Consider the following 25220-nt stretch of genomic DNA (forward strand, 5'->3'; position numbering starts at 1 on the left):
AGCCGAATAGCTAACTATTCGGCTCGCACTTTCATAAATTTTGCACTGCTTATCAATCATTAAAATAATACAAATTGCATCATCAAGGAGGTATACACTTGTCTATTCCAACAAAAACTTGTATAAATTGCCCCCATAAAAAGACAATCAACTGCTTATCAACATGCTTTCAATCAGAGCTATTATCCTTGCACTCTCTCTCTCGATATTTTGTTTCGAAATAGCAGCTATTTCAGAAGAAACTCAAGCAATTGATTTATTTAGCAATAGCCAGATTCCTCACTGTTCTATTTTAAGTGAAAACAGTACCGAACAAGGGATAAAAAAAGCAGAACTTCAGTTTATCTCATTTCCTGTGCTTTACGCCTTAACCAACAATACCGCATTCATATCCTCACCTTCCGATACCAAATTGAGATTGACGCACTCACTACAGATAATCTACTCAATCGCGCTTATTTTTATACTCCTACTTCTGTTTATGAAGCTGAGAACAAAGCGAAGAGAACACCGCAATGCTGCCAAAACAGTGCAAGCATCTGAAGAGAGGCTAAAACTCGCTTTATGGGCATCTGGCGATGGTATGTGGGATTGGAATATTGAAAAAAATGAGATCTATAGAAGTAATATCACTAACCCAGTTCTGTTTGGAAATAGCGCGAATACTCTGCTAAATATTATTCATCCCGAAGATCGCGATAAAGTCGAAAGCCTGCTCGAAGCCCATCTCGCAGGTCAAAGTGTCTTCTTCGAAGCTGAGTATCGTATAAAAAATGAAGATGGCAGTTGGATATGGTTATTAGACAGAGGCAAAGTCGCCGAAACCGATAGCCAAAATAGGGCCCTCAGAATGACGGGCACCCTAAGAGATATCACCACTAAAAAGCAGACTGAAAGTACATTGAGGTTATCCGCACAAGTACTTGATAGCATGAGAGAGGCCGTTATTGTTGGCGATCATAACCATCAAATAATCTCAGTTAACCCCGCTTTCTCATCCATCTCAGGCTTCTCTTTTGAAGAGGTCGTCAATAAGCACATTCTTGATTTTGCTTCGAATAAAAAAGCACTCTCACAATACCGAAAGATACAACGAGAGCTAGCCCGCAACCATTACTGGTCAGGAGAAAGCACCATAGCCCATCGTGATGGCAGCCAGATTTTAACTTGGCTTGAGGTCACTAAAATTGACGACCACCATGGCAAAAACGACTATTTTGTTGCTGTATTTAACGATATAAGCGCACGTAAAAAGGCCGAGGAAGATCTGCGTTTCTTAGCCAATTATGATGCATTAACAGGCCTGCCCAACCGCTGTTTATTTCAAGATAGAATTCAGCACGCGACTAAACAAGCTAGCAGAACAAACAGGCTTGTAGCGCTACTGTTTATCGACTTAGATCGCTTCAAATATATCAACGACTCTATGGGTCACCATATCGGAGATCTGTTATTAAAGTCTGTTGCCCAGCGTCTAAAAAGCATTGTGAGACAAGGTGATACCGTTGCTCGTATAGGAGGGGATGAATTTACCATTATTCTAGAAAACCTCAGCAAGCAAAGTGCAGCTAAGCAGGTGGCAGATAAAATTATTCAGGCCTTTAACACGCCATTTAATCTAGAAGGCAACAAGTTTTCAGTTTCCCCCTCGATTGGTATTAGCCTCTACCCTAATAACGCATCTTGCAGCGAACAGCTCGTCAAGTATGCCGATACCGCCATGTACCATGCAAAGTCTCAAGGACGTAACAACTATCAATTCTACCTTCCAGCCATGAATGAGGTCGCATCTCGGCACGTAGAGATTGAAGCAGGTTTAAAGCAAGCCCTCGACCGAAATGAGCTCTACCTTGTATACCAACCTAAATACACAGTCCTTGGACAGCAGTTAACAGGTTTTGAAGCACTGTTACGTTGGCATTCGACTGAATTAGGCCATATCAACCCTATGGAGTTTATTCCTGTCGCGGAAGAGATAGGTATGATTGAGAAGATAGGCCATTGGGTATTGAATCAAGCCTGCCAACAGCTGTCTCACTGGCATCATATGGGTTATACCCAGCTCAATATTGCAGTTAACTTATCGGCTAAACAGCTAAAGACAGAGCTCGTTGATATTGTCGAAGTGGCGCTAGGCGTCGCCAACCTTCCCGCTTCATCTTTGGAGTTAGAGATCACTGAATCCAGTATCATGAGTAACCCCACAGATGCGGTATCTATCTTTACTCAATTAAAAACTTTAGGCATATCACTGGCCATCGATGACTTTGGCACAGGCTATTCTAGCCTCAGTTATCTGAAAAGATTCCCTGTGGACACACTAAAGATTGATAAAGAGTTCGTACATGACATAGATAGCAAACAGGCTGATGCCACAATCACAACTGCCATTATCGCACTAGCAAAAAGCTTACAGCTAGAGGTTGTTGCTGAGGGAGTGGAAAATCAGCAGCAACTTGAACTGTTAACGGACCATGAGTGCGATCAAGTACAGGGCTTTCTGTTTAGCAAACCGTTAAAAGCGAATGCTTGCACAGCCTTACTGACTCCTGAACTTGTTCCAGAACGAGAATAGCTGCGCTTTGACAACAAAAAAGGCGCCGAAGCGCCTTTTACTATCTCAATAGGTATAAAGCTAAACTGGTGAGACTCGCTGCACCTGTTTGATCCAACCCGTTGGGCCTTCAAGCTTACCTTTTTGAATATCAGTCAACACCTGATACAGACGACGCGTATTGTCACCCACCTGGCCATCACCGACAGTAATGACTCTGTTATCTTCAAAAATGTATGAACCTACAGGTGAAACGACAGCCGCTGTCCCAAAACCACCTGCTTCAATAATTTCGCCCGACTCAACGTCTGCAATAAACTTATCTAGCATCACAGTCTCTTGGCGTACTTCACAACCAAGGAGCTCTCCAAGATCTAAAATCGACTGAGAGGTTATTGATTTTAAAATGGTATCGGTGAACTTAGGAATGATCACTGTGCCATCTTTTAAGATATGGAAGTGGTTCATCGCACCCACCTCTTCAATCTGCTTATTGTTAGCATCAAGATACAATACTTGAGCTGCGCCATATTCAGCCGCTGCTTTACCCGCTTTTAATGACGCTGCATAGTTACCCGCAGCTTTTGATGAACCGGTACCACCTGAAACTGCACGGTGAAAACGTTCACTGATAAGCAATCTAATCGCCTTATCGAAACCGTCAGCATAGTAAGGGCCGCTAGGGCTCAAAATGACACAGAAGGTGTACTGCTCACTGGGACTAACAGATAATCTGTCTTCAGTGGCAAAGATAAACGGACGAATATAGAGGCAGGCGTCTTCCTGCATTGGGAACCAAAGTCTATCAACATCTATCAGGGCGTTAATCGCCTCAATCTGTATGTCCTCGTCTAGACCTGGGATACAGATAATATCGGCAGATTGGTTGAGGCGCTCAGCATTTTTATCTAAGCGGAACGTATAGATCTCACCATCATCGTGCCTAAACGCTTTCGCGCCTTCAAACACAGACTGACCGTAGTGCAGTGCAATAGCACCAGGAGCGACCTCGAAAGGTCCATAAGGGACAACTCTTGGATCACGCCACTCCCCATCGCGATAATCCATTAAAAACATATGATCAGTTCTGAGATTACCGAATCCCACATTAGTTTCAGGCTCGAACTGTTCAGTACGGCGCTCAGACGCAGGTTTTAAATTATAGTTTATTTGCATTGCATACCACCTTGATTACTGAATAAGCAGCCTATGGATGCAAGCCTATAAAGTCAAGAAGTAAGGGCGTGACAATGCAGTGGTCCAGCCTTATGTGCGCATCAAGTTTTTCACTCTTTAACCCTGTTTATCCGCACAAGTAATAACCCATCACCTTTCAAACTATTCGACTTTGCTAGCATGATTGCAAGTTAGCTTTTGCCACCAGCGAATACATTCGCAACTAGCACCCAACTCACTGCATCAAACAAAGTAACTATTACTAAGCTTTGTGATTCACGTCATAGAAACATTACAACAATAATTGTTAACCCAATATAAAATTCACTTCACATTTTTTTAGTTACCAACCCGACATAAAATTAGCGATAAAACTTAATCCAGACTCCCCCGAAATAGGATTTAGCTCATAGGCTCATACCCCGAAACCCTATCGTGCTAGCTCAAGGTATAGCGACTCGCCATAACAGTTAATAAATAGCCCATTAGTAAATAGCCAATTATCTCAGAGTGTGGCAAGCCACTGACCCTGATTTGAGCTTATACAACTGATCCAAAAAATAAAATAGTAATAATAAATAGGTAATGATGATGAGAAGAACCACCCAATTTGTGTTGTCGATGGTGGCAACAGCAATAGCACTTTCAAGCTCTGTAACTTATGCAGAAGAGCAGGAAGATGGCATCAATATTGGCGGTGCAGTACGCGTTAACTACGCTTATAAAGAGTACGATGAAGCCTCAAAAAACAAGGGCGGTGACTTCACCTTCGATATTGCCGCAATTAAGTTTGATGGCAAGCTTGGAGACTGGGGCTTAGCCGCTGAGTACCGTTTCACCTCAAGCACTGACTTCATTAAATATGGTTACGGGTTTTACGACATCGACCCCCAGTGGCAGTTACAACTTGGTATCACTAAGGTGCCATTTGGTAACCGTGAGTTTATCTCAAACAGCTTTTGGTTTGGTCTACCTTACTACTTAGGCTTCGAAGATGATCACGATATGGGAGTTAAAGCGGTTTACGAAAACAATGGCTGGCATACTGATCTGGCTTTCTTCAAAAATGCGGAATATGGCCCTACTGAAAACAAGCGTTACGCAACTGACCTATACACAGGCGTCATTGCAGCTAGCGGTATCGAGTATCACAACGAAGAAACCAACCAATTCAACCTGCGCCAAACTTATACCGCAGAATATGAGGGTGGCTCTACTACACTAGGTGGCTCAGTGCAGTATGGTCAGATCTATAACAGCAAAACCGGCAACAATGGCGACCGTTACGCGGTAGCACTACACCTAGACAGCAGTTACCAAGGCTGGAACTTACAACTACAAGCAATGCAGTATGAATATGACGCGGCAGATGCCGTCGATGCGAACAAGATCGCGGTCTCGGTCGTCAGCTGGCAATATGAGATCGCTACCAAAGGTCAGGTCTATAGCGTAAATTTAGCTAAGAGTTTCCCGACCAACTGGGGTAGCTACAAGATATATAATGACTTTGGTTTGATGACGCCAGATGTAGCAGACAGTGATTATGATGACAGCTTACAAAATGTCACCGGCGTCGCTTTTGCTGCAGGCCCTACCTACACCATGTTCGATGTGATCTTAGGTAAAAATATGACCTTCTCAACCGCTAACAATGATCATGTCGGTCTGCCAGAAAATGGGGATGACTGGGATCTTAGGGTCAATGTTAACTTTGGTTACTATTTCTAGCCATCACAATTAGCATGTTTACTCAGGCCTTCGACACTCGTCGTAGGCCTTTAAAAATAAGGGCTTTAGAACGCCTCGTTGACGTTAAAGTAGAAGCCAGAATCACCATCGCCAAAGCCCATATCTAGCCTAAGATTCACATTAGGCTTAACTTCAAAGCGATAGCCAATACCAACATTGGGTAAGATCTCATCTGAGCTAAACTCACTGACTTTATCCGCCACCGTACCGACTCCTGCCCAAAACACCATACCGTTTCTGCCAGGTAGGTTGAGTCGATATTCAGCCTGAGTCAGTAGCATCTGTTTATCGCGATAACGCCCTGATGTGTACCCCCTTAAATGCCCGCCGCCTCCTAGCTTAGAGAGCTTATCCCACGGCACATCACCTTGTGTAAATCGACCGTGAAGTTGCCAAGCAATCACATTGCCACTACGGCCGACAGGCAGATATTCACTATAAAGGAAACTCTGTGACTCGAAATCAGTTTTACCGCCTAAGGCTTGACGATACCAGGCTGCATCTAACTGTAAAACACGCCCTTTTGATGGGTTGAGCACAGTGTCACGGGTATCGTAATTGATCATTACATTGACACCGACACTTCTCGAATCCTGAGCTAATATATCGGTATCAATATCTGACTCTAACAGCTCGATACTGCTCGCTTGTGCGTAGCTAAAATCAAAACCTGCGCCGATAAAGCTGGTCTCAGATAATCGCTCCAGCCACATAGGCCTGACTGAGAACTGCCTATTATTGAAGTCGCTACGGTTGTCATCATCATAATTATCTTGATAACCCACGCCATAGAAAACATCCGGTGCATCGGCAATTTCAGCATCCAGATAGAACCTACGCTGATCTTGATGCAGGAAGGTCTTGTTCGCTATGGTGACACCGAGGGCACCATTGGTCGAAGCGAAGCCATTTATCACCAATGACGATAGTTGAGTTTGCTTATCTTCGGGGTCGACACGATAGAGGCCGACAGCAGATAGGCCAATACCGAGATCCATCTCAGGGTTGTAAAAGGGGCCAGGAAGAAAACTAAAGTCGATCAGCTTATCTGGGTCAAACTCGCCATCTGCACCTAAGTTATTCAGGAAGTTATCTATCCAACTAAGTTCATCCTCAGGCACTGACTGATTAGCTTTTTCAAGCTTAGCTTCCGCTTCGTTATCAGCTTCCTCTGCAACAACCGAAAATGTCAGTAGCAGGGTAAGGATAATAAAAGGAGACGAAAACCTGTTAGCTTTCAACATTAGTTCGCTCCTCGCTGGTGAGCGTCTAGCTCCATACGATCGACTTGGGCATCATACTCAGCGATCTCTTTGAAAGACTCACTCGTAAAGCCATTGATCCACAGCGCTTCTGGAATATGGCTAAAGCTTGCCTGATATTTACCTGCAACAAATAGCCACTGCTGAGCAACCTTATCAATCTCTACCCCATGAATAACAGAAGGAAGAGAGAGTGGTTTAGCAGGCTCACTCATCGCCAGCAAGCCGGATAATTGCTCGCGCTGAGTGGATTGTTCAATCAAATCTGTGTCTACCAAGTAGGGAGCTTGATCATCGCCTAAATCATAGTGGCGCAATAACAGCATATATTTGCTCGGTAGTGCTTCACGAGAATCCCACCAGTGCCCATCAATCACATCAAACAGGGCGTTGGTCTGCGCTTTAGACACTGGACGCAACCAAGCTAATGACGCATTTAACCAGCTGGTCATATGTTGGTTGTATAACTCCCGATTCATGGTCAGGTTATTACTTAGCAGTGCAGTGGCAATCTTAGCGCCTAACATATTGGAGTAGAGATCTTCAGGCGAATAGGCTGATACCTCTTCAGACCAAGGCACCCAAGTACGATAGCCATGCCACTGTGCGACTTCATGGGCTTCTGCCATAAAATATGCAAGGCGCGCCGCCATATTAGCCGCAACCTCCTGTCGCTGCTTAACGCTCAGATGACTCACGTCAAATGCAGATAACTGGATATGCCTAGGGCCTATCTCCACAGGCAAGTCTATACGTGCTTCCTGTCCAAGTTTGCTATAGATTTTATAGAAGAGCGCCACGGCATTGTCGGCAGTATCTCTTACATGTGCCAAGTCGATAAAGCCACCTAGCTGGGTATACAGAATGCCATTGTTCTCGCCGCCACGGCGGCCATTTGGCGTGGCTTTTTGATGACTAAATGTACCAGCCTCATAAGCATGAGGGCCGATATCTTCTAAATTTATCGTATTAGACAAGCGGTAAAAAGGCACAGGGACTGAAGCCACTGTCACCTTTTGTGAATTGCCAAAAGCACAGCAGGGCCTTACTGCCTTTGGCATTCCCGCATTAGCAAACTCATGCAGCTCTACTTCATTCATGGTGGCCGAGTCAGGTTTATCATCCAATGCCGCACCGATGGCTAAGTCTGTAGGGGTGGCTCTGATCTGCCAGTCGTTACTGCTACAGCCCGTAATCAAGGCGATAAAGATGACTACACTCAGTGATGTTAGGCTGTTTTTCATTAGAATCTATACCCGACACTTAACATGCCACTGGTGCGAGTGCCAAAACCAATCTCTAGCAAGAGGTCGATATGTTTATTAATTGAGATCTGGCCACCGACTAGGCCGTTCCATTTGTCTTCTAGATGCTGGTTTACTTCAAATTTACCACCTGATAGAAAATCAAATTCGTTACCTATGCCGATATCATGCAGGTAACCGCTAAAGGTTTGCTCTACGTTTTGGTACATAGCACCAAACCAGATCTGCATATCGTTATTGCCATTTTGGAAACGGTAACCAGCTCGAGGAGATACGACTATGGTACTGATCTCACCATCGAGGATATCCAAGTTAGTGTTGGTGTAATTCACATCTAACAAGGCAAACCAGTTGCCAATACCACCCACTAAGGTGCCACCAACGCCATAGGTTAATCCTTTGAAATTCAATTCAAAATCGAAAGGTTCTGATTGAATATTGCATGGATTAAACTGGCAATATAAAGGTGGAAGAATCGATGACAGATCCGCATCAACTTGAACATTGGCTACACTACTGCCTTCTGTATGACCGAGCACAGCATAGAGATTAAGAAATGGCAGCAACCAAACGTCACCACGCAGCGTCAATGTTTGCGAATCTTGCAGCGCCTCAGAGCCTGTGATCGACAACATATCATCGATAGCCCCTAAGCCTGAAAAGCTAACCGAATCGACCACCAGAGGTTGATCCATCGTCATATAGGTCATGCTGAGGCCATAAGGTTTTGGCAACTCGTGACCTAAGTCTATCGCTTCTTGAGCCCAGATAGGCAAGGCTCTATTGTACTTTGTGTCAGCACTTTCGCGTTCGATAAGCTGCTTGTCTTCATCGCTATTTTCAATCGCGATCACTGAAAAAACAGTGAGTAGCCCGAGAAACAAGGCCACTCCCCTTTGAATAGAGTGGTTGAACATAATGAGATTTAACCTATTTAAATCGATTGCACTCAGCAGCTTAAGTGGCTGAGCATCGATGAGTGTTCTATAAATTGAGCTAACTTTTGTTAGCGAGTTTTGTCTAAGACAAATGAAAATGAATGAGCATTCATTTTATAGCGGCACTATGAAGCCAATCTGAAATGTTAAAAATAATAATTGCGAACTTTCAAATATGAGATTTACAGCACATTAGCAATTTGAATCGTCAGGCAGGTACACTCGTTCAACAAATGTTTAATCCTTATGTGGTATCACCTCACAGCGAATAAAAGCACCCATCAGCCTCTACGACTTAGCAGTAAATCCAGTCAGCGAGTCAAATGGGCCGCTCAGCTCTGTGTTCACGAGGGAGAAAGTTTCTTTGTGGATATGCCTCTTTAAGACGATATCTAGCATCAATGTTTGATCAGCTTTTATTAACTCATGCACGCTAATATCTTCACAGTGATACTCGGCGGCTTGATAATAACTAAAACCCGTATCGGGTCTGGCTATAATTTTAAAGCCTAATTTACCGTCGGCTATCTTGAGCAATTTACTTGAATCTAAATAGAGTGTGATGCAGTTACCATTCACACTGTTTTTCTGCTTATCTAACATAAATCCACTAGGTAGCTGGCCGGGGTGAAATGCCTTGCCACTAAGCAAAAATAGATCAAAGTCAGTCACTCTATGACCATGGTCATCGGTGACACGTACAACCAGCATGTTATAACTAGCCTTGCGCTTAACCATATTGGAGCGCTGCGCCATTAATTTCGACACTTGCTCATAATCACTAACAGAATCCACTGACAAGCATTGTAAAATAGCACTTACGACAGGCTTTCTTGACGCATTTCGTTTAGTGACTGAGTTCATTATTCCCATCTTACTTTGACTATGGCTAGCTCTAGGAATAATCTCAAAAGCACAGGGCGTCGCCGTCTGTATACCTGCCTTCATTGCCAGCTGAGAAACACATTCACCGTTGAAGCTATTACACTGAGTATCTTGCTGATGTAACTTGAGATGAGTAAAGTTCATATTGGCGGAGGCAACCCGGACCACACCATCGGAGCCTTTCTCTGCGGTATAGCTATTCACATAATCATATAAGGTTTTATCAATAGACTCCCCAGTCAGTACAAAGGGATAAGGGCCCGCTTCCCAGCTTTCCTGCTGAAGCCAGTGAGTATTCAACTCATACTGTCCATCACTGCCCAGCTCAAGCCAATCTAACACCTTCTGTCCGGGTTCAACGCCACTAAACCAAGAGGCTAGACGACTAATACGAGACTTTCCTATCTGAGCTAACGCAGAGCCATGATTTGCTGGAGCGAGCATCACCAAATGCTGTATAGGACATAGGTTCATGTTCTCACTATCGAAAAAGCGCGCAAGCCAGTTACGGATAACAGGTCCACCTGTAGAGTGAGTAATAACAGAGAAGGTTTCCCCCTCTAGTTCCCTTAAACGAGCCGACTCAAAGGCAAAGGCAATATCATCTAATGTCACCGCATCATTGAAACTAATATAGCGGCCTAGGTAGAGATGCTGGATTTCTAGGTTAAGATCATCACTAGCAAGTTTCATTAACGCTTCAGGTAGACCAGCATAAGTTTCCGTGTCTGTAACACTCCACCCATGAACGAAAACAAGCTTCATAACGACCTCAATTAAACATAAATTTCAGTCACTTAATATATCAACGCAGATAGAAAAAACAACGTTTATAGCGCTAAGAATAAATGTTTAGCAGGGCGATAAGACCCTATAGCCGACGGTAAAAGCCAATGAAACACAGACGATTAATAATAAATTAATATTCAGTTAAGGTTCAGCCTGCTTCACATAATATGCCCTCAACGAAACATACTTACCCTAAATGAGAGCACTTTTATGAGTACCCCAACTAGAAATAAAACGGTAATAATTGCAGCCCTAATCACCTCTGCGATCTCAATGCCAACCATGGCAGCTGATTGGTTTGTCGGTGGTGGTGTCGGTGCACAGCAAAATGGTTATGAAAAAGAGGTCACCGGTGGAGCTAGCATCCCTGAAAACTCACCAATCACATCGACCAGTGAAGAGAATGAGTTTTATATGATACGCGCCGGCGCATACCTCGATGATAATAATCGTATGTACGGAACGTACTCATACAATGCTGACGATAGCACCAGTCAACAAAGCTTCATCATCTCTTATGACTACTTAGTTCCACTGGGTAGCAGTAAACTAAATTGGTTTATCGGCGCCTCGGCAGGTGGCAACCATGTGAGTCCAGAGGCTGATAATATGAGCTCAGGCAATAACTTCGTCTGGGGTGGTCAAACAGGTATCATTTTCAATATTACTGAAAATCTCAGCACTGAACTCGGTTACCGCTATCTCGATCAAGATTACTCAGTAAGTAACGCACCGGATGAGCCAGTGGCCACGCCAAAAGCGACAAGTGAAGTCACAACTCTGTCGGCAACGGATTCTCAACAAGTTTACCTAAGTGTAGATTACCGCTTCTAATTTCCAGCAAACTCATCAGGTTAATAATCTTCCCGAGATTTAGCCTGATGGCATCATCGTCTAGCCCAATAATTAGTGGCTAGGCGATATGCTGCACTCTGATTAACAAAAAATTAGACTTTACTAAAAGACTACCTATCCCACGTCCAATCCCGCTCGTACCAAGCGTTAGCTCAAGATACCTACTCTTATATCAAAAGCATTAGGAACTCCGTTCCGTTATGTCATTCAGTTATTGTTCAGACTCATCGGATTAGTATGCCCTCAACGAAAACCGAATGACTTAAATTTAAGTCGCTTAAATCTAAGACGCTAAGCCCAATCCTTTTAAACAAGGAAAAAGAGCCAAAGCGACTCACATTTAAGTCACAGTAATTTTAAAGAGTGAGAATATATTATGAAAATCAAAACTATCGCATTAGCAACAGTAATCGCAACAGCAATGTCAGCTCCAGCAATGGCTGCAGACTGGTTCATCGGTGGTGGTGTCGGTGCACAGCAGAACACTTACAAAGGCTCTTCACAGGCCAATGTTGATCCAGGTTTTAACGCACAGAGCTTTAAAGAAACTGAAAACAATGAGTTCTATGAAGTTCGTGTTGGTGCATATTTGAATGATAACAACCGTGTGTACTCAACTTATAACTATAACTCAGACGATTTCAGCAGACAGCAGAGCCTCATGCTTTCTTATGACTATCTTGTCGGTCTAGGTGCGAGCAATAAGTTAAACTGGTTTATCGGTGCATCAGCTGGTGTGAACCACATTAGCCCAGACACAGATGAGCTTAGTTCAAAGAACCGTTTCGTTTGGGGTGGTCAAACTGGTCTAATGTACAAGATAAATGACCAACTAAGTACAGAGATTGGTTACCGCTACCTTAAGCAGGACTATGATGTATCTGAGACAACTCCAGTCCCATCTCCAACTGACAAAATTGGTTGGACAAACCAAGCATCACTAAATGACAGTCAGCAACTTTATCTTTCAGTTGATTACCGCTTCTAAGCAAAGCTGTTAATTAAAGCCCCGCAAGGGGCTTTTTTGTGCCTGCCTTTAAAGAGCGCTATGTCCGTAAGCGGCATATTTATCACTGATATAAAGATTGCACTTAGTTCAAATAACTCCCTCAAGTCCATTCAAACCCGTTAAAAATTTGTATTAACCCCACCCTGCGTGTAACAAGCACAAAAAAATCGCTTTTTCTTCCGATTTTCAGCGACTTTTTTCTACATTCAACATAATTAACTATTCACTACAGTACCCGCACTGATAGAATAATCAGACCATCCAGAAACTATTAGGACTCCCCATGAGCCTTGAACTACTGTCCAAGCTGGAGACAAAAATCCAAGCAGCACTTGAAACTATCGAGCTATTGAAAATGGAGCTTGAAGAGGAAAAACAGAAAGGGATTAGCTTGACTGAGCAAAACCAACAATTGAGCCAAGATTTAAACTCTTGGAACGAAAAAGTCACTGGACTTGTTGGCTTGCTCAATGAAGAAGTGAGCTAGTTAATAGCTTTATAGCATGAGCGAAGATTTAAGCCATCTTCGCTTCGCTACTTTGAGCCTCAATGAGCTCATTTAATTCTATGATGGCCTGCTTTACTTTAGGTACACTTTTCCTCGGTAATAAAAATCTCCCTTTTTCAAATTCTAATCGACCTAGGTCTTTAACCCAGATCACCCCAGATAAGAATATGCGCGCGTGTTTGACAATAAGCTTTGGTGCGTAAACAGGAAAAACTCTCACATTGCCTCCTTGTGCTGTACTTGTGCTTGCTTTAAGAAAATGAGCCCTGGCCACTTTGTATTTGTTGTTGGATCAGACTCTGTCTTTGACACGTGTTTTACCATGAGAGTTTCATTAAATTATGTTTTTTTTTGTAAATATTTGAAACCGTACCAGTAGCGGTAAAACTTTTTCTTGTCTATCAGACTTATAGCTAAGTCATTATTTTAAAATGTCACTTGCCAAAAAATTGACACCCTGCTAGATTAGAATGGTTACTCAGGGTAAAACTGAGCCCTATGGCTCGATGACCGTATTTCTTGCGACCAGGAAATACGGTTTTTTTTACGCTTTAAAAACTCGCCCACCCCCCTGCCTCACCTTGCATCAAGTCATTTAAGGCCTTATCGCAGCGCTTAATGAGAATAGGCTGACACAAAGTCGGTTGTTCAGCATCCATGGTCAACCGACATAACTCTCAGAAACAAGAAATCCAGACACAAAACAGATTAGTAACCTTGACCTACACGGTCTTAAATGTTCCATACATTTCAAAGACATTTCCCATATCCATATGGGGCAGATGTAGTGAATGCCAAGATGATGTCTGGAACATCATTGGCCCATGGCTAAACTGCATAACTCTTTATTACAAGAAGCCAGACACAAATACCAAAGCTATCCATCCATGGGCTTTGGCATAACTCTTTAATGCAGGGAAGCCAGACACAAAGCAGATTAGTAACCATCCATGGCTAATCTGCATAAGTGTTCCAGACACAAAAAAGGAGCCGTGAGGCTCCTTTTTAGATTTTAGTCTTACTCGACCGATATTACTTCATTGAAGTTAGGTAGTAAGCGATATCTAATAGTTCGTCATATGACTTAATAGCGCCTGTTTCTACGCGGTACTTGCCATTAACAACTAAAGCTGGAACACCAGAGATCTGAGCGTTCTCTGTCGCTCGCTTCATCTGTGACATCTGTGCACTGACCATAAACGAGTTAGCTGCAGCGTCGAAATCTTTACCGTCTACACCGTTGGCAATAAATACCTGACGGATATCATTGCGGCTAGTGAAACGTTGCTTCTTTTCATGAATAGCAGAGAAGATTGCCTTCTCTATCTTTTCATCAACTTTTAGCTGATGAGCAACAGCAAAAGCGCGAGACATCTCTACACCCATCTCTTTACCGATAAACTCAACATGCTTCTGCTTAAAGACCACACCTTCAGGCTTGTTAGCTTTAATTTGTGGCACTTGAGTCTTTGAGAAGTTGAAACAATGGCCACAATAGAAAGAGAAAAACTCAGTAATTTCAGGCTTAGCCGTTGCTGGTCCCTGATTGATCACTGTGTAGTGAACACCTTCTTTATAATCGGCAGCTAAGGCAGCCATTGGTGCCATTAACATAGCGACAGCAATTAATAATGCTTTTTTCATGGTGATTCCCTTATTTCTGCATTTCGCAGCGTATTTTGATAATTTGGAGGATAACATAATGTTCTTTCGAGTCTAGCTCAAGCCTATAAGTTCATTTTTCTGTTACAAAATGATAGATCAAACAGCTTATTAACCTTAATAACCCGGTATTAGACTCAAAGCTGGCTCATCTAAAACAGCCAATTGCTCTTTAAATCCTAAGATCTGTTGCTCCCAATACCTTTCTTCTGCATACCAAGGAAAGTTCATAGGAAAAGCCGGATCTTCCCAGCGACGACTCAGCCACGCATTGTAATGCAGCATTCTCATCGCTCTTAAGGGTTCTATCAGCTTAAGTTCACTGCTATCAAATTCGCAGAACTCCTCATAGGATTCTAGCAATATTTCGAGTTGCAGCACCTTCTGTGCACGGTCTCCGGTCAACATCATCCACAAGTCCTGCACTGCAGGTCCTGTACGAGCATCGTCAAGGTCGACAAAGCCAGGGCCGTCCGGCGTCCAAAGAATATTACCAGGATGCAGATCGCCATGAAGTCGAATTTGACTATGAGGCTGCCTAAACCAGATCTCTTTAGACTTTTCCAGCACTTGTTCTACGATAGTAAAATAGGGAGTAACTAATGAGCTAGGCACATGGCCAGACTCCTTTAACCAGCTAAGCGACTCATCGCCGAGCAGCTTAGGGCTGACGATATCACGATGAGCAAATTTACCTTGCTTAGAGAATTGGTGAATGCGACCTATAAACCTTCCGGTTGCTTCAAGCTGATCTAGGTTATCTACTTCAAACGAGCGTCCACCAATAGAGGGAAATAGCGCAAACTTAAACCCTTGATATTGGTGTAGAGATCGCCCATCAATAATCACAGGAGTGGCGACTGGTACCTCTTCATCCACCAGTGCTTGAGAAAAATCATGCTCCTCTTGGATCTGTTCATCAGTCCAACGCTCAGGACGATAGAACTTCACCACATAACGAACATTATTATCGCAGCGAAACTGATAAACTCGGTTTTCATAACTGTTGAGTGCTAACAAGCCTGTTTCGGGGTAGATGCCTAAGCTCTCAATGGCATCTAGAATCAGATCAGGTGTGAGCGCTTGGTAATGGAACCCTGAGCCCTTATCTGCTGTACTCATAAGTAACTCCGTAATAAACTCTCAAGGTATTCAAGTACCTCATAATCATCGTCTCGCTCAACGCTGAGCCAACAGATATCCCCATAGAACTCATAATTAAGCTGAATATAGGTTCCTTCAAAAAGAAGCAACCATTGATGTCTGTCGGCGCCATCATGCTGCTCAATCACTCTAGAGTCGATGGCGCGAGACAAAGGCTCGGCAAACTTTGCAAACTCATCAAAATTGATATCGGCTGCTATTGATAAGCTGCGCGCTTGAGCATCAAGCTTTAACTCGCTTAACTTCATTAATATATGTCTCTTCAAGCTGGGAGATAACTGCTGCAGACGAGTCTACAGCATTGAGAATTGTAAAAGTGCAGCTTCAGTGGTCGAGTTAACCACTCAAAGTCAGCTGGCTAGTGTACCAACTTGTCGACAAAGCTTTGGCAAGTTAATCCGCCAGTATCATTAGCCACACATAAGTGACCACACTGGTAACTTCCCACACCTGAATCACTAAGCCTTACTAGGCCAGAGCCTTTCAATAAGCACTGCTCCGAAGTCGAGTAATAACCAGAAATATGCGTGCTAAGTTCGGCATTTTCAGGGAGCTGCTCAACATCAGCGTAATAGAATAGAGTCCATTCAGGGTTTTGTGTACACGCAGTCAAAGACGAGATAAATACTCCTACTAAAACCCACTTCATGAATCTCATACAAACTCCATTAATTAACGGCAAAAAAATAGGCGAACCTTAAGTTCGCCTATTTTACACGTCTTTAAACCCGTTTGGGTAAACAATATCTGTCGCTAGATATTACCAATAGTTATTACTTCAAAGATTTAGCTTTTGCTTTCTCGATACGAGTAATACGTCCTTCGAAACCAGTTACGGTACCGTCAGTTAAACCGTACTCAATCGCCTTGTTACATACATCAATTGCGCTATCAAACTCGCCACTATCATTCAGTAGAGTAGAAAGGTGCATAAAGCCGACGCCCTTCTCTTTTGACTTAGTTTCAAGGGCTTCAAACAGCGATAGGTAATAGGGTGAAAGTGCCGCGCCATACTCTCTGTATTCAGCTTGCTTTCTCTGTTTATAACATTCTGCGATAGCCGCTAATAATCCAACATGTTTAATCGAATTACTTGAAGCACCTCTGTACTCAGACAGTGCCTGAGTCAGTTTATCGTTAGCCCATGATTCATCGGTCACAGCAACGGAAGCAACTTTTGGCTCTGGCTCTGGCTCTGGCTCTGGCTCTGGCTCTGGCTCTGGCTCTGGCTCTGGCTCTGGCTCTGGCTCTGGCACATCAGTTTGGGGCTCAGGCTCGACAACAGCAACATCTTGCTCCTGCTTAGGCTCTGAACCAAACTCTAGAGGCTGACTCTCCGATGGAGAGGACTCATCAGTTTTTTCATTGTCAGCCTTTTCTGCATCAACGGCTGATGAGCTAGGACTAACCTCAGGCTCTATAACATTATCAACCTGAGAAGCAGGCTGTTGGGTTTCTTCTACGGGTGAGTCATCGAAAACCTCTTTCTCAGCAGGCTTAGTTAGATCTTGCTGTTCATCTTCTGCTAGTCTTTTAGCGCGCTTATATAGATAAACACCTAATACAACTAGCAAAATAATGGCTATATATTTCATTGTCGTCCACCAGTGATTGACCTCAACCTTGTTTCAGGCTGTATGTATTTTATTCAAGTTTAGATAGTAACCGATATTAGTAATGCATTCTCTTACTTCAAATCAAGTATTTATATCTCTTTTTAACCCTATTTTTCAACTTTAAGCGCTTATTTACAACAATTCGCACAATCTAGGCTTGAATATGAATATCCATTCTGTCATTAAATTCATGCAGGCTCATTAAAATCAGATGAAATATAATTAAAGTTTAGTGCCGTTAAACCACTATTTTGTGCGCTTCTTCATAGTTTAAGCGACCATAATTGAAGCATACTCAAATCAAGTCATATAATACCCAAGTAAACTACTAAGGTATTAATCTTATCGATTTTAGCTCGATTGCGTTATCAGGATAGCATATGGAAACTCAAGAACTTCTCAGTGGAAAATTACTTAGAGAGTATCAAACCATCAAGGCTATGGTTCAGATCTACTGCAAAGCCCATAAGCAGATGGATAGCGCAGACTGTGACGAATGCCAAGAGTTTCTTGCCTATGCCCATACCCGCTTAGATAGATGCCCTTACGGCCAAGACAAGCCCACATGTAATAAGTGCCCAGTTCATTGCTATAAGCCGCACATGAAAGCCAAAGCAAGAGAGATAATGATTTTCTCTGGGCCGAAAATGTTACTGCCTCACCCGATAATGGCCATTCAACACCTTCTATCTGGCCGAGGCCCTGTGCCTGGAAAACCACCTGCACACCAATCTAATCGGCATATAAGAAAGCAGCAAGCTGAGCAATCATAATAAGCCCTTTAACTTAAGGGAGCAGCACATACGTTAAAGCATGTGCTGCAAAACTTGTCCTATCAGCTTTTTGCCAAGATGTATTGCATCTCAGTTATTGCCTAACTTTTATTGCCTAGCTTTACTCTACGATTTCGATTTATTTATTCATTTTAACTAAATTGTCGCTTTAATCATCTGCTGTTTATTTACTCTAATTAACTTGCTCTTGCTTTCAGTTGAGTTGACAATGAATTGCTATGAATGAATTTAGTGACTTTTTCTCACAGGGTTATTGGTGGTTATCACTACTCGGCGGTCTTCACTGCATCGGGCTGGGTCTTTATATTCGTTTTATCTATCGAGAGGGTAACGGCAACCACAAATTACTGGGTGGTATCTTTAGCTTATTGGCGCTGTATTTCTTTACTGGCATGCTTAACCGAGATAACTCCCCGGCTCCTATACACCTACTTTTTACGCTTATTGTTCCCGTTTACTTTCTCTTGATGCCACTCCTGTATCTCTACTGCTACCGAAGTTTGCATAATATTCGTCGCTCAATCAGCTTCTCGAAGCATTTTTACCTTGCTCTGATCGTTGCCGTTATTGTGCTGATAGCCGCTTTAGCCAGTAAAAACGTTATGCCAGAACCGAGTTTAATTGCATTAAGCAAAGAGACCAGATTGGGTTACATGGGCCAATTAGGCACCCTACTGCCGGGGTTACTCAGCATTCAAACCGCCACCTACTTTGTGCTGATAATACGCATGCTCATCAAAGCGCAAGGACATAAACCTAAGGTGCATCAAGAGAGCCTAAGGGATATAAAGTTTCGTTGGTTGTTAGTGCTGACCTTTGCAATGATGGCAAATTGGTTAATCCGCACCATACTTGTCATCCTTCCCTTCTATTTCGGCGATCAAATCTCCGAATTGACTCAAGTGTTTACCCGTTTAGCCCTACTACTAACCATCTATATTCTTGCTATCTATGGACTGCAACAGATAACCAGAGCCGCATACTTGAGAGGTAAACTCACCATAAACGTCGCTAATAACAGCAGTTTAAATAAGACAAACTCACAACTATTGAGCTCAGAAGAGTTGAGCTACCTGCACCAGTTGTTAAAAGAGGAACCCAAAAAAGATCAAGCAGATCATAAACTGTGATCTACTTGAACAAATATACCATCGCTTTTTAACTCACTATATTTCCGATCCAACCCTTTTACGCTATTGTGTCAGCGACAAAAATAATTATTACCAACCAAAGCATTCAGACATAAAAGGGATCAAGATGGGAAAGCTATGCCAAGTATCTAAACTTGCAGTGGTCACTGCAGGGTTGCTCCTAACCCCCTACTCACAAGCCGTAGAAAGAACTCATCAAATAACCACTGATGACTTTTTTGATATAGGTGGCATGCAAAGTGTTCAGCTCAGTCCCGATGGCAAGCTAGCGGTATGGCTTGAGTCTCGCTGGGATAAAGAGTTAGACAAGAGCCAAAAAGATCTGTGGCAGGTCAACACTAAAAACCGCAAGACGACTCGACTCACGTTCACAAACGAGAGTGAGTCTAGCCCTCAGTGGAGCCCGGACGGTGAATATATTTACTACTTAGGTAAGGTGACCCAGGAAGGAAAAAAAGCCCCCTTTAATGGTAAGAAGCAGGTTTTCAGAATCGCTAAATCTGGTGGTGATGCCGTGCCAATGACTAAAGAGGTCGAAGGTGTAAGTGCATATTCAATTAGCGGCGACGGCAAGAGCCTCTACTTTTTAGCCAATAAAACCGTAAAAGATAAAGACCTCTGGGCCTCAATGCGAGCAAGCCATAGCACGCCTAAATATGGCCACGGAGAACGCAAGACTAATCCATTATATAAACTCGACCTTGACCACTTTAAGCAACAGCTTATCTTAGATGACGACAAGGTTGTGTGGCAATTTAGTGTCAGTGACGATGGCAGTAAAATAGCCCGTATCACCACCTCAGATAACGAACTGGTCTACCTAGAAGGCTGGTCTGACGTAGAGGTTTTTAATACTAAGAATCAATCAAACAAAGTATTAGCAGACAAGGCATGGCGTGAGCAGGCTCCATCGCCTTACGGCTGGTTACTTGGGCTAGACTGGCACAGTGATAATGAGCAACTTGCGTTTAGAATCGACTTCGATGGCCACCCAGGTAAGCTCTTCATCAGTAATACAGAGACAGATAAGCTCCTTGAGATATCTCGCCCTGACGATGTCACACTAAATTCAGCCGATATTAACTGGCGCCCTAATAGCGATGAGATATGTTATCGAGGATCTGAGCACGCTCGAGTCAAACTGTTTTGTACAGAGGTAGACAAAGGTAAACAAGGCGACACTCGCACCGTAGTGAAAGATGATCTGGTTATTGGTAGCTATAGCTTCAGCCATAATGGCAAGAAGCTCGCTTTTAGTCATAACGGCTTAGAGCACTTCTATGATCTATTCATCGCTGATGCCGATAGCTCTCGCGCTAAATATAAGCGCATGACCAATATCAACCCACAAGTCGATAGCTGGATATTGCCGCAGATACAGATCGTCAAATGGCAAGCACCCGACGGTGCTACGGTTGAAGGTATCCTCGACCTGCCTGCAGGTTATAAAAAAGAGGATGGGCCGCTACCATTAATCGTTCAGATCCATGGTGGACCCACTTCGGCAACGCCATACGCCCTGCAACACAGATCATACGGCCGCTCTACTTTTACCGCCAATGGCTGGGCACTGCTCTCACCAAACTATCGCGGCTCTACTGGCTACGGTGACAAGTTTCTCACCGACCTAGTAGGTAAAGAGCACGATATCGAAGTCAAAGATATCATGGCAGGTGTCGATCAGCTTATCGCCGATGGTATCGCTGACGGTGACAAGATGGCAGTCATGGGATGGAGTAACGGTGGCTACCTCACCAATGCGTTAATCAGTACTAACACCCGCTTTAAAGCCGCCAGCTCTGGTGCAGGAGTGTTTGACCAGCGCCTTCAATGGATACTAGAGGACACACCAGGCCATGTAGTGAACTTCATGGAAGGCCTGCCATGGGAAAAGCCTGAAGCTTATAGCCATGGATCATCTTTGACCCGTGCGGATAAGATAAAAACCCCAACACTTATCCATATCGGCGAGAACGATCAACGTGTTCCTGTAGGTCATGCGCAAGGACTTTATCGAGCGCTGAAACATTATCTTAATGTCCCTGTTGAATTGGTGGTTTACCCAGGTGAAGGTCATGGCCTAAGTAAGTACCAACATCGCAAAGCCAAGATGGAGTGGGATCAGAAATGGTTTAATCACTATGTCTTAGATAATAGTGTCTTAGGTAAAAGCCAATCAGGTAAAACAACCGATTAAGCTTAATACCGTTCAGGGTTAATTCACTGAACCTAAGCTGACACACATAGATAAAAGCGCCTTCAAAGGCGCTTTTTATTGCCTACAGCATTCTCATCAGACCAATAGCTGGGTATGCTGTGATTATTGCCGTATTTTTTGAAAAGGAGCCAAAAATGAAAAAGTTTATCTCTATCATCTCCAGACTATCAGTGCTTTGTGCCACTCTATTTATTTCTCAAGTCGCGGTAGCAGATGAAAGCTACGCCGAAGCCATAGCCAACTTCAAACAAGCCAGTGATACCCACAAGTTTTTCGATAATGCTTATGGCTATGCCATCTTTCCAACAGTAGGAAAAGGCGGTTTTGGTATAGGTGCAGCTTATGGCAAAGGACGTGTGTTTAAGGGGAATGGCTATACTGGCGACACCAGCTTAACCCAAGTCTCTCTTGGCTTTCAGATAGGCGGACAAGCCTATAGCGAAATAATCTTCTTCAGAGATGCCAAAGCCTACAATGAATTTACTAGCGGCAGTTTCGAATTCGGTGCCCAAGCCTCAGCAGTTGCCATCACTATCGGTGCTAATGCCCAGGCTGGCACCACTGGTAACTCAAGCAGTGCAGGAAAAGCAGCGGCAAAAGCGGCCTACATTAACGGAATGGCAGTTTATACGCTAGCCAAAGGCGGCTTGATGTTTGAAGCAGCCCTAGCAGGACAATCGTTTACTTTTGAAGATAAGTAGTCTTCGATGTTATTCGCGCTCTAAATTAAAAAAGCCTGCAGCTAATGACTCGCTGCAGGCTTTTTAGTATTCAAACCCAGAAAATTCTATGCGCAGGAGGTCATCAATTTTTGCTAGCCCCCATAAACTGCACTCTTGTCGGGTATATTTGCCCTTTGCTATTCATGCTTTGCATTATGCGCATCATCAAATCATCTAATTGAGCTAAATCTTCAGCGCTCAAAGCAGCGACCATATCGTTCTCACGCTTATGCAATACAGGCATAATCTCCTCAACCAGCAACTTACCTTTTTGCGAAAGTTTAACTAATTTACTGCGTTTATCATCCGGATTTTCACAGCGCTCAATTAACTCCTCTTTTTGCAGACGGATAAGAACTTTTGTCAGACCACCAGAGCTAAATAGCATGCTTTGATAAAGATCTGTAGGCGAAAGAAGATGCGGCGGAGGGTTACGGCGCAAGCTGCACAACAGATTGAAATCTGAACTCTGTAACCCATAAGATTCGACACACTCTTTAATTAATTGAATAAAGATATTGTTAACTTGCGTCAGCCGCAATAAAGCCGGGTATGAGGTGGCTGCACACTCAGGCCAATTCGCTTCATTTAGCTGCAAAATGTCTTCCATGCACTTTTCCAATGGCCCTACCTCTCACTTTTGTTTATTGCCCATCATTATATCTTGCGAGAAAGATAAACTCCACTTAGTATCTTTCCAGAAAGATACTTTTGCGACAACATTAATTGTTGACATCAGCACTTAATGATAGAGTTTAAACCTTAATAATCAATGCATTACAGTAAATCCTGACGATATTCCTTTTAAAGTTTTGCTGATTATTACTGGTTATAGATATCGATACAGATTCAGTGAAGTAGATATATCGTGATTTTTTGGGTTTATAAAACCCGTTAAGCGAGGCCGTCCTTAAACAGAACGTTTCTAAAACCGACAATTAGTAACTGTCGGTTTCACAAAGTAGCTCATGCAAGCACCACGACTAGCTGCGGCCATGTTTATGCTGCTTACAACGCGATGTTTAACTCAATGCCTTCTCTGGGTTTCAAACACGAGATAGCTTCTTTGACAATGAAAAAAGCTACAAACTCACGATATAAAAATTTGTAGTAGTTACTGACAATAAAAGCAATTTACCCATTAAGTGTTGTCAGGCTCAAACCATACAAGATCTGAACAGAAGATCCGCTGCTTGAACGAAGAACTGATTTTTTTATTACACAAACAGGCTCATCGTTTAAGTGGCATAACTAGCGCTCTTCGAAGAAGGAGCGTATATAACAAAGAGAGTGATGAGATGGGAATGTTAAAAGCAGCATCCTTAACAATGATAATGGGGCTCACCGTAGTTGGTTGCGGTAGCGACGACTCACCTGATATAGAAAATAGACCACCGGTAGCGGTACCTGACACAGCTACAGCTTGGGCAGAAGGCGACCCAATTCGCATCAAAGTGCTAGCCAATGATTATGATCCAGATGGCGACGCTATAGAGTTAGTCGATTTTGTTATCACTGATGGCAGTGGCACTGTAGTCCAAAGTAATAATGACTTACTGTTCACACCAGAATCTGCGGGTACGACACATATTAACTACAGCATAGCCGATACACATGGTGCAACAGACTCAACCACTGTAACGATTACTGTCACTAACCCCGAGCCAGAAGTCGCAGAATATGTCGGTTCTAATACTTGCATTGGTTGTCACAGCGATAAAGCTACCTTTTTTGAAACCGGACATAACTTTAAGCTAAATAAAGTTGTCGACGACAAAGCACCAGAATATCCATTCAGTTTCATAGATGGTGCAGTTGAGCTTATGTATGGTGCGAATAACAGCACTGGTACTCCTAATGATTGGAGTGACATTAGCTACGTCATCGGCGGCTACGACACTTGGGCGAACTTCCTCGATAAAGACGGCTTCATTCTTACTGGAACTGGAGTCGCTGTATCTATGCCACAAAATGGCGAAGATATTTCAATCAATCATATGCAGGGGTACTTGCCTGACGCCGCACCGGATTCACAACAATTCGACTGTGGTATTTGCCACTCAACGGGCTGGAAGGACTACACCCCTGACTCAGATCTAAACCCTAATCATCAAGATGGTCTAAAAGGGTTTGCAGGCACTTACAATCAGCCTGGTATTCAATGTGAAGCTTGTCATGGTGCAGGTAGCAAACATATTAAAACTATGTCGGCAGATGATATTTCGCGTGTTGCGACTGGACGTCTAACCGCTGATCTAGTCAAAGATGACATGGGTTATGGTTTAGCGATAACCTGTTCAGAGTGCCACAGCAAGAAAACTAACCGTCACTATCCAGACTTTGTAAGTGAACACAACAATGACTTTGGTGGTGACAGTATTGGTGGCCGTACTATTCCGTATTTCGACGGTGGACGAGTAGCCGGTGATGCGATGTTAGGCTTAGATGCTAATACTGGTGAAATGACTGGTAAGAAACATGAAATGGCCTGCCATACTTGCCACAATCCTCACCGCTCAAAGGCCAATGAAGATCAGCCTGGGCATGAAGATGCAATGCTAAAAGACTGTACTGATTGTCATGGTGACAAAAGGTTTACCCCAGATCTTGAAGTGCATGAATTTGTAGCAAAATGCACCACTTGTCATATGCCAAAGAGCAATCACTTTTTTAAAATTAACCTAGAGTACCCTTCGGCTAGCCCCGAAAATTATTCTGATGATGGGATGTACGTACAGCCTTGGAATGTCGCTAAAGATAGTTGTGGCAGCTGCCATGATGATTACGATGATCGAGCTGCAATGATTGAAAAGATGCACCAATAAGTAAACGATTTAACTCGATAAAAAATAAAAGCCAATTCGCTTATGCTAATTGGCTTTAATTATTAAAAGTCATATTAA

At 43.2% G+C, this 25220-nt stretch carries 22 protein-coding genes; 10 read left to right on the forward strand and 12 right to left on the reverse strand.

The features are described from left to right. Positions 1 to 163: 163 nt before the first annotated feature. On the forward strand, positions 164 to 2575 hold the full coding sequence (locus BM736_RS11900; protein ID WP_076412296.1) for a GGDEF domain-containing phosphodiesterase: 2412 nt from the start codon (positions 164 to 166) through the stop codon (positions 2573 to 2575). Positions 2576 to 2635: 60 nt separating this feature from the next. Here BM736_RS11900 and BM736_RS11905 read toward each other — a convergent pair whose 3' ends face one another. After that, positions 2636 to 3730 (reverse strand): branched-chain amino acid aminotransferase, encoded by a 1095-nt coding sequence (locus BM736_RS11905; protein WP_076412298.1) that lies wholly within the window; start codon positions 3728 to 3730, stop codon positions 2636 to 2638. Positions 3731 to 4318: 588 nt separating this feature from the next. Between BM736_RS11905 and BM736_RS11910 the strand changes: the two genes are divergently transcribed. Then, positions 4319 to 5458: a hypothetical protein gene (locus BM736_RS11910; RefSeq protein WP_076412300.1), complete on the forward strand. Its 1140-nt coding sequence runs from the start codon at positions 4319 to 4321 to the stop codon at positions 5456 to 5458. Positions 5459 to 5523: 65 nt separating this feature from the next. On the opposite strand, the gene BM736_RS11915 is transcribed toward BM736_RS11910, so the two are convergent. From BM736_RS11915 to BM736_RS11930, 4 genes are all read right to left on the reverse strand, one after another. After that, positions 5524 to 6723: a BamA/TamA family outer membrane protein gene (locus BM736_RS11915; protein WP_076412302.1), complete on the reverse strand. Its 1200-nt coding sequence runs from the start codon at positions 6721 to 6723 to the stop codon at positions 5524 to 5526. After that, positions 6723 to 7985 carry a DUF4056 domain-containing protein gene (locus tag BM736_RS11920; RefSeq protein ID WP_076412305.1) on the reverse strand — a complete coding sequence of 421 codons (1263 nt, stop codon included), beginning with the start codon at positions 7983 to 7985 and terminating at the stop codon, positions 6723 to 6725. Before BM736_RS11920 ends, BM736_RS11915 begins: the two co-directional genes overlap by 1 nt. Further along, positions 7985 to 8923 carry a virulence protein gene (locus BM736_RS11925; protein ID WP_256717816.1) on the reverse strand — a complete coding sequence of 313 codons (939 nt, stop codon included), beginning with the start codon at positions 8921 to 8923 and terminating at the stop codon, positions 7985 to 7987. The genes BM736_RS11920 and BM736_RS11925 overlap by 1 nt, the downstream gene beginning before the upstream one ends. A gap of 309 nt (positions 8924 to 9232) precedes the next feature. After that, entirely contained in the window at positions 9233 to 10594 is a 1362-nt protein-coding gene (locus tag BM736_RS11930) for a triacylglycerol lipase (RefSeq protein ID WP_076412307.1), read from the reverse strand. A gap of 234 nt (positions 10595 to 10828) precedes the next feature. Here BM736_RS11930 and BM736_RS11935 point away from each other — a divergent pair, with 234 nt between their 5' ends. The 3 genes from BM736_RS11935 to BM736_RS11945 all read left to right on the forward strand — a co-directional run bounded on the left by BM736_RS11935 (position 10829) and on the right by BM736_RS11945 (position 12969). After that, entirely contained in the window at positions 10829 to 11452 is a 624-nt protein-coding gene (locus BM736_RS11935; RefSeq protein WP_076412310.1) for an outer membrane beta-barrel protein, read from the forward strand. Between the two features lie 397 nt (positions 11453 to 11849). After that, positions 11850 to 12461 (forward strand): outer membrane beta-barrel protein, encoded by a 612-nt coding sequence (locus BM736_RS11940; protein WP_076412312.1) that lies wholly within the window; start codon positions 11850 to 11852, stop codon positions 12459 to 12461. Positions 12462 to 12765: 304 nt separating this feature from the next. Continuing rightward, complete coding sequence (locus BM736_RS11945) at positions 12766 to 12969, forward strand: cell division protein ZapB (protein WP_076412313.1); 204 nt, start codon at positions 12766 to 12768, stop codon at positions 12967 to 12969. A gap of 28 nt (positions 12970 to 12997) precedes the next feature. Here the strand turns inward: BM736_RS11945 and BM736_RS11950 are convergent, their stop codons facing one another. From BM736_RS11950 to BM736_RS11975, 6 genes are all read right to left on the reverse strand, one after another. Next, positions 12998 to 13210: a DUF1107 domain-containing protein gene (locus BM736_RS11950; RefSeq protein WP_076412316.1), complete on the reverse strand. Its 213-nt coding sequence runs from the start codon at positions 13208 to 13210 to the stop codon at positions 12998 to 13000. Positions 13211 to 14022: 812 nt separating this feature from the next. Next, positions 14023 to 14634, reverse strand: coding sequence for a thiol:disulfide interchange protein DsbA/DsbL (locus BM736_RS11955; protein ID WP_076412317.1), 612 nt, complete (start codon positions 14632 to 14634; stop codon positions 14023 to 14025). Between the two features lie 135 nt (positions 14635 to 14769). Continuing rightward, complete coding sequence (locus BM736_RS11960; RefSeq protein ID WP_076412319.1) at positions 14770 to 15774, reverse strand: serine/threonine protein kinase; 1005 nt, start codon at positions 15772 to 15774, stop codon at positions 14770 to 14772. Next, the gene (locus BM736_RS11965) at positions 15771 to 16064 is read right to left on the reverse strand and encodes a DUF3630 family protein (protein ID WP_076412321.1); all 294 of its coding nucleotides are present in this window, start codon (positions 16062 to 16064) and stop codon (positions 15771 to 15773) included. The genes BM736_RS11960 and BM736_RS11965 overlap by 4 nt, the downstream gene beginning before the upstream one ends. A gap of 110 nt (positions 16065 to 16174) precedes the next feature. Continuing rightward, the gene (locus BM736_RS11970; RefSeq protein ID WP_256717818.1) at positions 16175 to 16474 is read right to left on the reverse strand and encodes a hypothetical protein; all 300 of its coding nucleotides are present in this window, start codon (positions 16472 to 16474) and stop codon (positions 16175 to 16177) included. A gap of 115 nt (positions 16475 to 16589) precedes the next feature. Next, entirely contained in the window at positions 16590 to 17411 is an 822-nt protein-coding gene (locus BM736_RS11975; protein ID WP_076412323.1) for a hypothetical protein, read from the reverse strand. Positions 17412 to 17812: 401 nt separating this feature from the next. On the opposite strand from BM736_RS11975, the gene BM736_RS11980 reads away from it, so the two are divergent. The 4 genes from BM736_RS11980 (at position 17813) to BM736_RS11995 (ending at position 22296) form a co-directional block, all read left to right on the forward strand. Continuing rightward, positions 17813 to 18205: a nitrous oxide-stimulated promoter family protein gene (locus BM736_RS11980; protein WP_076412325.1), complete on the forward strand. Its 393-nt coding sequence runs from the start codon at positions 17813 to 17815 to the stop codon at positions 18203 to 18205. Positions 18206 to 18444: 239 nt separating this feature from the next. Then, the gene (locus tag BM736_RS11985; protein WP_076412328.1) at positions 18445 to 19356 is read left to right on the forward strand and encodes a hypothetical protein; all 912 of its coding nucleotides are present in this window, start codon (positions 18445 to 18447) and stop codon (positions 19354 to 19356) included. Between the two features lie 127 nt (positions 19357 to 19483). After that, on the forward strand, positions 19484 to 21574 hold the full coding sequence (locus BM736_RS11990; RefSeq protein ID WP_076412330.1) for a S9 family peptidase: 2091 nt from the start codon (positions 19484 to 19486) through the stop codon (positions 21572 to 21574). A 155-nt stretch (positions 21575 to 21729) separates the two neighbouring features. After that, on the forward strand, positions 21730 to 22296 hold the full coding sequence (locus BM736_RS11995; protein ID WP_076412332.1) for a YSC84-related protein: 567 nt from the start codon (positions 21730 to 21732) through the stop codon (positions 22294 to 22296). A gap of 103 nt (positions 22297 to 22399) precedes the next feature. Here the strand turns inward: BM736_RS11995 and BM736_RS12000 are convergent, their stop codons facing one another. Continuing rightward, positions 22400 to 22927: a MarR family winged helix-turn-helix transcriptional regulator gene (locus BM736_RS12000; protein ID WP_076412335.1), complete on the reverse strand. Its 528-nt coding sequence runs from the start codon at positions 22925 to 22927 to the stop codon at positions 22400 to 22402. Positions 22928 to 23621: 694 nt separating this feature from the next. Between BM736_RS12000 and BM736_RS12005 the strand changes: the two genes are divergently transcribed. Beyond that, positions 23622 to 25142 carry an Ig-like domain-containing protein gene (locus BM736_RS12005; protein WP_256717820.1) on the forward strand — a complete coding sequence of 507 codons (1521 nt, stop codon included), beginning with the start codon at positions 23622 to 23624 and terminating at the stop codon, positions 25140 to 25142. The last annotated feature ends 78 nt before the right edge of the window (positions 25143 to 25220 follow it).

It is taken from the genome of Shewanella sp. UCD-KL12, from assembly GCF_001957125.1.
Classification (GTDB): domain Bacteria; phylum Pseudomonadota; class Gammaproteobacteria; order Enterobacterales; family Shewanellaceae; genus Shewanella.